General features: G+C 53.2%; 11 protein-coding genes and 1 tRNA gene. 8 read left to right on the plus strand and 4 right to left on the minus strand.

Annotation, left to right across the window (positions count from 1 at the left end; all coding sequences use genetic code 11):
• Positions 1 to 8: 8 nt before the first annotated feature.
• Entirely contained in the window at positions 9 to 914 is a 906-nt protein-coding gene (locus J2I47_RS06090) for a S66 peptidase family protein (RefSeq protein ID WP_207363653.1), read from the minus strand.
• Between the two features lie 152 nt (positions 915 to 1,066).
• A complete protein-coding gene (locus J2I47_RS06095; RefSeq protein ID WP_207363654.1) occupies positions 1,067 to 2,131 on the minus strand; it encodes an ion channel in 1,065 nt (354 codons plus the stop codon).
• Between the two features lie 228 nt (positions 2,132 to 2,359).
• Here J2I47_RS06095 and J2I47_RS06100 point away from each other — a divergent pair, with 228 nt between their 5' ends.
• The gene (locus J2I47_RS06100) at positions 2,360 to 5,044 is read left to right on the plus strand and encodes a DUF5686 and carboxypeptidase regulatory-like domain-containing protein (RefSeq protein ID WP_207363655.1); all 2,685 of its coding nucleotides are present in this window, start codon (positions 2,360 to 2,362) and stop codon (positions 5,042 to 5,044) included.
• 560 nt (positions 5,045 to 5,604) lie between these two features.
• Here J2I47_RS06100 and J2I47_RS06105 read toward each other — a convergent pair.
• A tRNA-Lys gene (locus J2I47_RS06105) sits at positions 5,605 to 5,677 on the minus strand.
• A gap of 75 nt (positions 5,678 to 5,752) precedes the next feature.
• The gene (gene folP, locus J2I47_RS06110) at positions 5,753 to 6,610 is read right to left on the minus strand and encodes a dihydropteroate synthase (RefSeq protein ID WP_207363656.1); all 858 of its coding nucleotides are present in this window, start codon (positions 6,608 to 6,610) and stop codon (positions 5,753 to 5,755) included.
• A 128-nt stretch (positions 6,611 to 6,738) separates the two neighbouring features.
• Between folP and J2I47_RS06115 the strand changes: the two genes are divergently transcribed.
• From J2I47_RS06115 to J2I47_RS06145, 7 genes are all read left to right on the plus strand, one after another.
• Positions 6,739 to 7,275, plus strand: coding sequence for a DUF1599 domain-containing protein (locus J2I47_RS06115; protein WP_207363820.1), 537 nt, complete (start codon positions 6,739 to 6,741; stop codon positions 7,273 to 7,275).
• Entirely contained in the window at positions 7,272 to 8,414 is a 1,143-nt protein-coding gene (locus J2I47_RS06120) for a BT_3928 family protein (protein WP_207363657.1), read from the plus strand. Before J2I47_RS06115 ends, J2I47_RS06120 begins: the two co-directional genes overlap by 4 nt.
• Positions 8,411 to 8,935, plus strand: coding sequence for a shikimate kinase (locus J2I47_RS06125; RefSeq protein WP_207363658.1), 525 nt, complete (start codon positions 8,411 to 8,413; stop codon positions 8,933 to 8,935). The genes J2I47_RS06120 and J2I47_RS06125 overlap by 4 nt, the downstream gene beginning before the upstream one ends.
• A gap of 240 nt (positions 8,936 to 9,175) precedes the next feature.
• Positions 9,176 to 9,550, plus strand: coding sequence for a type II toxin-antitoxin system VapC family toxin (locus J2I47_RS06130; protein ID WP_207363659.1), 375 nt, complete (start codon positions 9,176 to 9,178; stop codon positions 9,548 to 9,550).
• A 73-nt stretch (positions 9,551 to 9,623) separates the two neighbouring features.
• On the plus strand, positions 9,624 to 10,622 hold the full coding sequence (locus tag J2I47_RS06135) for a glycosyltransferase family 2 protein (RefSeq protein WP_207363660.1): 999 nt from the start codon (positions 9,624 to 9,626) through the stop codon (positions 10,620 to 10,622).
• On the plus strand, positions 10,577 to 11,371 hold the full coding sequence (locus J2I47_RS06140; protein WP_207363661.1) for a polysaccharide deacetylase family protein: 795 nt from the start codon (positions 10,577 to 10,579) through the stop codon (positions 11,369 to 11,371). Before J2I47_RS06135 ends, J2I47_RS06140 begins: the two co-directional genes overlap by 46 nt.
• A gap of 6 nt (positions 11,372 to 11,377) precedes the next feature.
• Positions 11,378 to 12,541, plus strand: coding sequence for a glycosyltransferase family 87 protein (locus J2I47_RS06145; protein WP_207363662.1), 1,164 nt, complete (start codon positions 11,378 to 11,380; stop codon positions 12,539 to 12,541).
• Positions 12,542 to 12,612 lie beyond the last annotated feature (71 nt).

Below are 12,612 nucleotides of genomic sequence, written 5' to 3' on the forward strand. Positions count from 1 at the left end.
AAAACAGCCTAAAAAACCAATATTGCCTCTATTTCATTAACGTTCATTGTCGCATCCAGGCCAACAGGCAAAGCCAGATTTGGGCTAACATGGCCTACCGGCACGTTGAAAGCCATGGGATAAGTATAAGTAGCTACGGAATCGGCGATGATCTGCGCTGGTGTTTTGCCAAAAGGCAACGACGTATTGTCACGCATATCGGAGAAATTACCCACCAGCAGGCCGGCAAGATTGGCCAGTTTACCCGCCCGCCGTAGTTGGATCATCATTCTGTCGAGTGAAAAAAGCGTCTCGTCGATGTCTTCGATAAACAGCAGGTGCCCGTCCCAATCTACCTCCGACGACGTGCCCAACGTATGCAGCAGCAGGGAGAGATTGCCGCCCGCCAACGGTCCTGTAGCTTGGCCGTTTCGGTTTAGTTGATGAGCCTTTACAGTATATGGGGGTACTTTTAAGCCAAAGAGCCACTGCCGGAGCGTTTCGATATCCTGCTCGATCTGCGGTAGCCGGAACCCACGGGGCATGATGCCATGTAGCGTGGCCAGACCCAGCTGCTGACAATGGCTGAGCAGTACCGTGACATCGCTGAAACCCACAAGCCATTTCGGCTGGGTAAGCAACGGCGTAAAATCGACCAGTTCAATAAGTCGGTAGGAACCATACCCCCCGCGCGCCGCAAAGATGGCCTTGATGCTTGGCTCGTTGATGGCGTACTGAAGATCGGCGGCACGTTGGGCATCGGTACCCGCAAAACCACCCGCATGCAATTGCAGGGTCTCCCCTTCCCAGACCGTGAGTTGCCAGTCGTTCCTGATCACGTCGAAAGCGGCCTGTAAATCGTCATAAGCAAACGGGCTGGCCGGCGCCAAAATCGCCACCGTATCACCGGGGCGCAGAGAGGGGGGTGTGAGCATTATAAAAGGGATTTACGAGCGGTCCGCCGCTGCGGTACGATTGACGAATTACGATTTTTGCTGACGCATCAACCTGCTGTAGAGCAAACTCTAGCGTCAGCAAAAATCGTAATTCGTCAATCGTAATTCGTAAATCGTAATTCGTACATCCTTCAATTTAACGCCGCTTCCACTGTGTCGTCCAGTTGGTCCAGGTCGACCAGGGTACCCCGGCTGCCTTCGGCGGTAGATTGCGACATGATGGTGAACTTACGCCCCCACTCAATTTCATTATACCGGTACGAAAAGCGGCTGTGGACGGTTTGGTTGAAGGTATCTTCGGTGCCGCGCAACAGGATCAGAAATTCGGCATCGCTTTCGGCCAGTTGCTCCTGGGTGCAATTATAAAGCGGACTATCTTCGGTAATCGGGTGCACCAGTGTCCAGTTGGCGGGGAAAAAGCTGACTTTAGCGCGTTCCAGCTTCAGGGCATAGTACCGTCGGCTGATACTACCATCGTCTTTCTTCTCCAGCCGCGACATTGACACCTCTACCTGCACATCGATGAGTTGATTGGTGCGCTGATTAATGATCCGAAACATCCAGCCGTTGATGTCGAGATACGGGGCGAAAAGGGCCGTTTTTGAGTAACGGATGCTGGCCACTGGCCGCGAAAAGCGACCGTACATCAGGCCCGTGGCGAGGGCAAACAGTAACAGTCCAAACATCGACTCGATAGCCGCCAGACCGCTGGTCCAATAGCCCGCCGGACTAATATGCCCATAGCCCACGGTGGTCAGCGTTTGCGAGCTGAAAAAGAAAGCGCCCATGAAGCGACCAAAGGACGTATCGGGCGTGACCTTCTCCAGGCCAACCAGGTTTTCGTAGCCCAGTAAACCATACAGACCCGCAAAGAGGGTGTTAGCCGACACATAAAAGATGAGCACCACCGTCAGAAAACGTACCCAGGAAATGGTGATCAGGCGGTGGTAGAGGTTCAGGTGATTCCAGAAATCCTGATGTGCCCGTACCACATTAAACGACCCATCTTTGTTGACCAGCCGCGAGGAGGCATCATTAATTTTGGTACCAAACCCGAGGTCTTCCCGCTTTACTTCCTGTTCTACGAGTGTACTACTCCCCCTTTTCCGGTCGGCCAGCCGGTGTTCATCGGCCTGGGCTTTTGCGGTGTCTGACGCTATTGTTGGTGCCGAAACGGTGGTTGTTTTTTTGGCCATACGCTGCATGGATATATGCCAGTAGTACAAATCTGTCTGGCGTTTAATTCATGTTAAAAAACGTAAACGGGGCAACGCTTCGTCCCGGAAATACATCTCAGGGTTGGTACCGCCTATCCGTATTTACTACTAGCTTAACCGTATAATGCCCCTGTTCGCACGAAATCAGTACCGGTTCAACCCCTACCATTCGTTATTTGTCAACTACGCAACCGCCTAACCACCTGTATGCACCAGTCGTTACTCAACCGCTTTTTTACCTTTTTATTAATCCTGTCGGTCCCCTTTGCGGGCCAGGCACAGGGCATTCGGGGCGTGGTAAAATCAGGCACGGGTCAGCCCATGTCGTTTGCCACAATTGCCGCCAAAGGCACTACACTGGGCACCATCGCCAACGAAGAGGGCCGTTATGACCTGCCCCTGAAACCTGGTCAGTATGAGATCGTTTTTCAGTTTCTGGGCTACAAAGCCGAAACCAAAGCGGTCACTATAGCCACTGACTACCAGACAATTGATGTTACTATGGCCGAGCAGGCCATCAAATTACAGGACGTGAAAATTGGCAAGAACACCGAAGACCCGGCGGTGAGCATCATGCGGCGGGCCATTGCCAAAGCCCGCTTCCACCAATTACAGGTGCAGCAGTTTAAAGCGCGGGTCTACACTAAATCGTCTTTTATTGTGCACAAGCTGCCACTGACGTTTTTGTACAAAGACAAGCTGAAAGAACTAGAAAAGGAATCAAACATCAAAGTAGGTCAGCCAGTACTGAACGAGAACGTAGCTGAGGTTGAGTTTAAGTTGCCCAACACCGTAAAGCAGCGTATTGTGGCTAGCCGTAACTCACAGGTAGACAATCAGTTTGTGCAGGTTAATGCCTATTACAACGCCAATCTTTACCCGGCCAAACTCTTGGGTGCGGTATCGCCGCTGGCACCTAATGCCTTTGGCTACTACAAGTTTGAATACGAAGGCACCTTCCATGAGCAGGGCGTCGATGTGTCGAAGATCAAGGTTATCCCCAAACAGTATGGCGACGGGGTTGTGCGGGGTACAGTCTACATTATTGAGGATACCTGGGCCATCTACAGTGCTCAACTGGAAACCATCAACGAACAGGGTTTTACGATAAAGCTGAAATCGACCTGCAGCCCGATCAAATCGGTCTGGATGCCCGTGAGTCAGCAGTTCGACGTCGACGGGTCATTTATGGGGGCTACCTTTTCGGCGCAGGCGGTGCGCAGTCAGAGCTTCCGCGATTTTGTGATTAACCCTGGTTTTGTGGAAGACGTGAAGGTGGTCGACGAGCGATTTAATGCCCCGGCCCGCACGCTGAGCAAAACCGACGTGAAAGCCCAGCCCTTTGCCGAGGCCGTGGCGAAACAGAAAGAGTTTTCGACTAAAAACCTGAAGCAGCTCGTCAAAGAATATGAAAAGCAGGAATACAAAGCCCGCAAGGCCCGCAAAGAAGACGTGGCCGTAGTCCGCAATGACTCTACCGTGATCGACTCGCTGGCCCGCAAACGCAGCAACGCCTTCTGGGATTCGCTCCGCACGGTGCCGCTCACCAAGGCTGAGGTGGTCAGTTACCAGAAAAGCGACAGTCTGCGCGTAATCAAGCTCGGCACCGCCCCCACCGACAGCCTGAAAAAAGCGCAGGCGGCGGCAAAAAAACGGAAAGCCAATAACCCTTTCAGCCTGCTGTTTGGCAAACACAACTGGAACCCTTCGCGCCGTACGTCGTGGCATTGGCATGGCCCCGTTGATCTGGAAAGTGCCTATTTTAACACCGTCGAGGGTTTTCCGATCACGGCTTCGCTACGTTTCAACCGTCGGCTCGATAGCCTGAAACAAAATCGCATGGCCCTCAGCGGCCTGGCCCGCTACCAGACCGGTCGGCAGCAGTTTGTAGGCTACGGCACGGCTTCCTACACGCACAAAACCACCGCTGTTGAGCTGTCGGGCGGGCGGTTTGTGTCGCAACTCAACGAGAGCAACCCCATTGAGCCCGTGCTGAACACGCTTACAACGGCGTTTTTCGAGCGCAACCTGATGAAGCTCTTTCAGAAGGATTACCTCAAACTAAGCCTGACCACTCAGCCCAATGAAGGCCGTTTCCGGTTGGGCGGCAGCCTGGAATACGCCGAACGTACTGAACTGGGCAACTACAAAGAGAGCATCAAGCCGCTGATCAACTGGGCCTATTTCAGCTATACGCCAAACCGACCCGCCACTAGCGAGGTAGAGAGTGCGGGCTTTCCGGTGCATCAGGCCCTGACTCTGAACCTGAACGCCTCGCTGCGCCTAGGCGAACTGCGCTACCGCATACGCAACGGCAAGCGGATTCAGCTCACCAACAGCGAGGCCCCGCTGGTTACATTCAATTACCGCAAAGGCATTTCAGGTGTGGGCAATTCGGATATTGACTATGATTTTGCGCAGCTAACCTGGCGGCACTCAGTCGAAACGGGTATCCGCAGCCGACTGGCCTATCAACTATCAGCGGGCGGATTCCTAACCGACAAATCGGTGTATTTTCCTGACTTTAAGCACTTTCAGGGTAACGAATTCTTTTTGCAAATGGGCGATCCGGTCAGTGCATTTCGGTTTTTGCCCTACTACCAGTACAGCACCCGCAGTCGCTTTGCCGAGGCCCACGTGCTGATGGAATATCGTCAGTTGCTGCTTACGCAGCTGACACTGGTACGGCTGGCGGGCTTTAGGGAAAACCTATTTGTGCACTACCTCGCCACCCCCGCCAGCCGCAACTACACCGAAGTCGGCTACGGCCTCGACGGCCTCATTCCGGGCTTCCCTTTCTTTCGCGTCGAAGTGGTGGGTCGTTTCCAGGGCGGCAACTACCTCGGCACCGGTTTCCTCATCGGCACTACCATGCGGTTCGGAGGCAATTGAGGTCAAGATCTGCTGTCCAAGACGGTCCACGGTGGTTGTTTCGCGCCTTGGATGGGTTTCACTCTGGTGTGGCTGCTTGTCCCGTAGGGATTTAACAGCGTAGCGTCGGTAGAAAAATGACCCCGAATTGCTTCTGCGTGCCGTAGGTACGCTACTGGTGACGTACCTACGGCACGTAGGAAGGGTAAAACCCCAACCCCACCGCTACCGACGCTACGCTGTTAAATCCCTACGGGATAAGCAGCCACACCAGAGTAAAACCCACACTCGCGTTTTTCACTTTTATGAGGAAGCATTGTAGAAAATCGGTAGCTTGTAACATTATAATTGAATACAGTCTAACCGCAACAAGGTTATCCCACTACGGTGCTAATTGACCCCGAAGGAAAAGTAGTAATAAAAGACGTTCACTTATCCGAATTACAGGCCACATTGCGTAAGCTCAACTTGTATAAATAAACAATTGCCTCGAACCCAGCAGAAGACGGAAGGCATAAAACTCCTTAACGCAAAAAAAGAAGGGTTGATAGCAAATGCTATCAACCCTTCTTTTTTGCCTGTGATCCGGCTGGGATTCGAACCCAGGACCCATACATTAAAAGTGTATTGCTCTACCAGCTGAGCTACCAGATCATTCCTGACAGCCGTGCGAGTGCCGTTTTGGGACTGCAAAAGTAGGGTTTCGTTCTGGCGAACACAAGCCGGGTGTCAAACTTTTTTTAATCTCTGGGTCAAAATTACCGCGTCAACCGCTTCCCGCACATCGTGAACGCGCAGGATAGATGCGCCCCCCAGTAAGGCAACCGTATTCACTACCGTGGTGCCGTTCAGAGCGAATTCGGCACTGGTATTCAGTGTCTTATAAATAGTCGCCTTGCGCGATAGCCCTACCAGTATGGGGGCGTCGAAGACGGCGAAAGCAGCCAGTTCGCGGAGTAGCAAAAAATTTTGATCAGCCGTCTTGGCAAACCCAAATCCAGGGTCGATGATTACCTGCACCGGCCCGTATGACCGGAGTTTGGTTAGTTGGTCGGTTAGTTCAGCCACTACGTCGGGTACCAAATCCGTATAATGGGTCAGCGACTGCATGGTTTGGGGCGTGCCGCGCAGGTGCATCAGCACGTAGGGTACCCCCAACCCGGCCACCGTGGCAAACATGTCTGCGTCCAGCGTCCCGCCCGACACGTCGTTGATCATGGCCGCGCCCTGCTCTACAGCCTGCCGCGCCACGTCGGCCCGGAAGGTATCGACGGATATAAGCGCGTCGGGGAAGCTGTTGAGGATTGCTTCAATCACAGGTAGTACGCGGTCGGCCTCTTCGGTGGGACTAATGGTTGTCGCGCCGGGTCGGGTTGAGTAGCCACCTACGTCGAGAAATGTAGCCCCCTCGTCGAGCATACGGGCGGCCGTCGCCACGGCGGCCGTCGCCACCTCAAGTCCTACCTCCAGGCGACTGCCGGCGTAGAACGAATCGGGCGTACTGTTGATGATTCCCATCACCCTCGGCACGGTCAGGTCGACGGTTTGTCCCCGGCAGATGATCGTTTTTTTCGTAATTTCGGCCATCAAAAACAGTCCAATGTTTAACGTTTAGTGTTCAATGTCAACAGCTCTGTCAACAGTAAACTTTAGACCTCAGCAACCAGTTGCCTTCGGCTGTCTACTTTAACCATTGGACTTTAGACTTTAAACTTATTTTGTCCACAGAATCCCAATATCGGCAGGTAATTCAGCGCTGCAAGGACTTGTTCCTGAAAAAAAATCAGGACTACGGCACGGCCTGGCGCATTCTCCGGTTGTCGAGCATTACCGATCAGATTTTCATCAAAGCCCAGCGCATCCGCACGTTGCAGGAAAAGGGCGTGAGCAAAGTAGGCGAAGGCATTGAGCCTGAGTTTGTAGGTATCATTAACTACTGCGTGATGGCTCTGATTCAGATTCAACTTGCCGCTGATGCCCGCACCGATATTCCTACCGACGAACTGGAGCGCCTCTACGACGGGCAGATGAATCAGGTGATGGATCTCCTTTTCGCCAAAAACCACGATTACGGCGAAGCCTGGCGCGATATGCGCGTTAGCTCCATGACCGACATTATTCTGATGAAGCTACTGCGTACCAAGCAGATTGAAGACAACCAGGGAGCTACGCTGGTCTCGGAAGGGGTGGAAGCCAACTACATGGATATGATCAATTACGCCGTTTTTTGCCTTATTAAGCTAACCTTATGAACGCCACCACACCACAGCCACCAATGAAGGCGCGCATTTCGAAAACGCTGATTGCCGCCCGCATTGCCCGTTTTGCCGTTGGCATTCTGTTTGTCATCTCCGGCCTTATCAAACTCAACGACCCCGTAGGTACGCAGATTAAGATGGACGAATACTTCGAAGTATTTGCCCAGGATCTACCTGTGCTGGCTCCGTTGTTTACTGCCACCCTGCCCTACATGCTCATTATTGCCGTGTTCATGTGTGTGGCCGAAGTGGTGCTGGGTGTGGCCCTGCTGGCTTCGTTCCGGCCCAAACTGACCACGTGGTTGCTGCTGCTGCTGGTCAGCTTTTTCACATTCCTTACCTTCTATTCGGCCTACTTTAACCGCGTCACCGACTGTGGTTGTTTCGGCGAGGCCCTGAAACTCAAACCCTGGACGTCGTTTACCAAAGATGTGGTGCTGATGGTGCTCATTCTTTACATCATCGGCCACCGCAACCGCATGAAATCGCGCAAAACGGGCTGGCTTGTGTTCATGTCGCTGATACTGTCGGTTGGTTTAGGCGTCTATGCCATCCAGTACCTTCCGCCCTGGGATATGCTGCCCTACGCAGTTGGCAAGAGCATCCCTACGCAGATGAAACCGTCGGAACCACTTCGCTATGAGTATATTATGACCAAAAATGGCAAAACGGAACGCTTCGACAAGTACCCCACCGACACCACCTATAAGTTCAAGGAGATGGTGTTGCTCAATGAATCGGCTAAGCCTAAGATTACCGACTACCGCGTCTGGAATGATGCCGAAGGTGATTTCACAGAACAGACGTTTCAGGGGAACAAACTCTTTGTGATCGTTAAAGACGTGAAGCATGTCGACGCGGGGGCCATACCAGCCATCCGGTCGCTGGTTAATAGCCTCAAAGGCACTGCCGTCACGCCTATTCTGCTCACATCGGCCTCCGACGAGGCCATCAACACGTTCAAGAAAGAGTTTCAGTTGGTGCTGCCCACCTACAAGGGCGATGCCACTGTACTGAAAACAATCATGCGCACCGACCCCGGCACCTGGCTTCTCAGCAATGGTATTGTTCGGGGCAAATGGCACCACAACCGCACACCCGATAAAGAGACGGTACTGGGGCTTGTTAAATGAAAAACATCTTCCTGATCGGTATGCCTTCGTCGGGTAAGACGACGCTGGGCAAACGGCTGGCCCGCGAACTGCACTATCATTTTACGGACACCGACAAACTCATTCAGCGGGAAGAAGGAATGACGGTTGCTCAGCTATTCGAAAAGTTTGGCGAAGCTCATTTCCGCGAACTGGAAGCCCGCGTGCTGCGCACCATTAAACCTGGTGTCAACCTGGTAGTGGCTACGGGCGGTGGTATGCCCATCTACCACGATAACATGGCCTATATCAAAACCACGGGCGTATCGGTATTTTTAGATGTCCCGCCCGAAGTCATCTGGGAACGGATGCTGCTCCATGCCGAACAACACCCCAATGAGCAGGCCGAACGCCCCCTCTTCGACGCCGCGGACAGCGACCTGCTCACCAACCTGCGCCTGAAACACCAGGCCCGTCTGCCCATCTACAACCAGGCCGACATTATCCTCTCCGGCCACATCACCGAGCAGGACGTACTAAATCAACTGGGCGACTGGCTATGAGTGGGTACCGCTAGCCTATGACCTTATTCAACTTGCAAACTTGTTTATTGACCCGTATGTTGGTAAGTTGAACACTACAAAACAGCAACATGGCAACGTCACACCAAGGGCACCAAAGGGTGAAAGCCGAGGTCAAAAAAGCTCAAACTAAACCCAGGAGTGGGTTTAATGCTAAAAAGTATGCCGGGACTGTAAAATGGGATCAAGATCCGGTAGCTTATCAGCGCGAATTACGTAGCGATGATTGAGCCTATTTTCGCCGACACGAACGTACTTATTCGGCTACTCAATGGCGATAGTTTGGCCACTGAACTACTTGACGGGAAACAGGTATATATTTCAGTGGTCACTGAAATGGAGATGCAGTGTCAGCCACAACTCACTCGCCCGGAACGGAACATTATTAATGAGTTACTTGCCGATTGCGTCAGTATTGATTTATCACAATCAATAAAACAGCGGGCTATTCAAATTAGATTGACTACTCGTCTTAAGCTTATGGATGCTATTGTGGCAGCTACTGCGACGGATTTAGGTTTCACGCTGCTTACCGCCGACGAGAAGTTTCGTAGTCACAAACAAACTCCAGTGGTGATTTTACCCCCGGTGTTTTGACTGGACCTGCATACGCTTAAACTGCCTCAACACCTGTTTGCCGTATATTTGTAGGGTCTGTTAACCACTACTCATGAACGCCCCGTTTACGCCCGATCTCATCAGTCTTGTTGTTCCCGCGTTCAACGAAGAAGAGAACCTGCCGGTGCTAGTGGAGCGGTTGCGGGACGTGATGGAGCCGCTGGGCCCCTACGAAATCCTGATTATCGACGACGGTAGTACGGATCAGACCAAGGCGGTATTGCGACAGCTGAGTCAGGTGCACGACGAGCTGCGGTTTATTTCTTTTTCGCGGAATTTCGGGCATCAGATGGCCCTCCGGGCGGGCTACGAACACGCCCGCGGTGCCTGCGCCATCAGCCTCGACGCCGACCTACAGCACCCGCCCGAACTGATCCCGACGCTGGTGCAGAAATGGCGCGAAGACTTTGAGGTGGTCTACACCGTGCGCAAACCCGACCCCACGCTCTCGTGGCGGAAACGATTTACCTCGCGCAACTTTTACAAACTGCTCCGGGCGGCATCAGATCTGGAACTGGAAGACGGTGCTGCCGATTTCCGGTTGCTCGACCGGAAGGTGATCGATACGCTAAAGAGCTTTAAAGAGAACGACCTCTTCCTGCGCGGCATGATTTCGTGGGTAGGTTTTCGGCAATGCCGGATCGAGTATGAGCCTGCTGCCCGCTTCGCCGGCACCACCAAATACTCGTTCAAGAAGATGTTTCAGCTGGCCGTGATGGGCATTACCTCCTTTACCACCAAGCCGCTCTATGCCTCGGTGGTACTTGGCCTGCTGATGGCGCTGTTCTCTACGCTTTTCGGCCTTGAGGTGCTGTATGAGTACTTTTTCACCGACGGTATTGTCTCGGGATACACCACAGTGGTGCTGCTGACGCTGCTCATCGGGGGTGCCCAATTCATCGTCATCGGCATTATCGGCGTATATTTGGGCAAAACGTTCGTGGAAGTGAAACAGCGCCCACCCTACATCATTGGCGACACGAGCGAGATTGAGGAAGTCATTACATGGCAAGCACCAGCCCCCCGCGCATACTCTTCACCGTTGACGTAGAAGAATTTGATACGGCCCTCGAATACGGCCACGACCTGTCACTCACTGATCAAATTGCGGTATCGACCAAAGGCCTGCGCCTGCTGGCCGAACGGTTCGAGGCACTCAATGCCCGGACCACCCTGTTCACCACGGCCAACTACGCCCTGCATGAACCTGCACTGATGCAGCAACTGGCCAGGCGCCATGAGATTGCCTCGCACGGGTATTTCCACACGACGTTTGAACCGGGTGATCTGGCTAAATCGAAACAGGCGCTGGAAACGTTGCTGGGCAAGCCTGTTCGTGGGTTTCGGCGGGCGCGGATGGGCGATACCAACCCCGATGAGGTGGCCGATGCAGGTTATGTATACAACTCATCGCTGCACCCCACGTTCATTCCGGGGCGGTACAACCATTGGGGTGAACCACGCTTACCCTTCCGCGAACAGTCGGTATGGCAAATTCCGGCCTCGGTAACGCCCAGGCTACGGCTGCCCCTGTTTTGGCTTAGCCTGAAAAATTTTCCCTTTGCGCTCTACAAGCAACTGTGCCTGGAAACACTCCGCGCCGATGGCTACGTGAACCTGTATGTCCACCCCTGGGAGTTCACCGACCTCTCGGCTTTCGACAAAATTCCGACCTACGTCAAACGCTATTCTGACCACGAACTCCTCGACCGCGTAGAGGCCCTGCTTCGCTTCCTCCGTCAGCACGGTGAGTACGCCACGATGGGTGAGTTTGCGGAAACACTAGAGTCTAAAGTTTAAGGTTCAATGGCTAAAGTTGCGCTTACTACTCCCCACTTTCCCCGCTGGCTGACGGCGCAACGGTTTGCCGGATTCGTTATCGTGCTGCTGACAGCAGTGGCGGCGCAGAAATACGCGCTTGGGCAGTTCAACAACTACCTGATGTTTGCCAAGCCGTTCCATAATCTGTTGATTAACAAAACGATATACGGCCTTCATCCTGATCTGTTTGAAGACAATTACAAGTACAGTCCGACGTTCGCGTGGCTGATGGGGCCGTTTTATTACCTGCCCAACTGGCTTGGCGTGCTGCTCTGGAACCTGCTCAATGCCGTGGTGCTGGTGGCCGGTATCTGGTATTATCTGTCGGATGAAGAAAACGCCAACCGGAAGCGGCTGGTGGTGCTGGCCATTGTGGTGAGCGAGGCGCTGATTACGGCGCAGAACATGCAGAGCAACAACTTCATCGTGGGGGCTATGCTGCTGGGGCTATATGCCTTGCGGAAACAGCAAGTGTGGTGGGCAGCACTGGCGTTTACGCTTTGTCTCTACATTAAATTCTACGGCGTAGGCGCGGCGATCTTCTTTCTTTTTTACCCGAAGAAAGGACAGTTTCTGCTCGCTATGGTCGTCTGGACGGTCTTGCTGGGCCTGGCTCCCTGGACCATGATTCCCTGGGAGAGCGTACTCAGCGAATACGCCGAATGGGGCCGGGTGGTGGTGGTGAGCAAACTGGGCGTACTTATTTCGGTGCCGGGCGTACTGGTGGCCTGGTTCGGTATGGACAAATCCGATGGCAACCTGCGCATTATCGAGCTAGTGGGCATCACGCTCTTTCTGGCTCCCTTCGCCCGATTCAAGCTGTGGCACGACCGACTCTACCAGCGATTGATGGTGGCGTATTTCCTGCTGTTCGTCATCGTTTTCAACAAGATGGCCGAATCACCTACCTACGTGCTGGCGGTAGTTGGCGTGGCGCTCTGGTGGATTGTGCTGCCCAAACCCGCCTCTACCCTCGACAAAGTCCTGCTGGCGCTGGTCATCCTATTCACATCCCTCTCCCCTACCGATCTGTTTCCTAAGCTCTGGCGCGACGCTTTTTTCGTACCCTACAGCATCAAAGCCGTGCCCTGCATCCTGGTCTGGGCACGCATTCAGTATCAGATTTGGGGAGGAAGAAAGGAAGTTTAATGTTTAATGTTTAATGTTTAATGTCTAAGGTTCAACGTTACTTCGCGCTGTTACGCCGAGCACGAAGCAAC

Origin of the sequence: Fibrella rubiginis, assembly GCF_017353185.1 — a bacterium.
In the GTDB taxonomy this organism is placed as follows: domain Bacteria; phylum Bacteroidota; class Bacteroidia; order Cytophagales; family Spirosomataceae; genus Fibrella; species Fibrella rubiginis.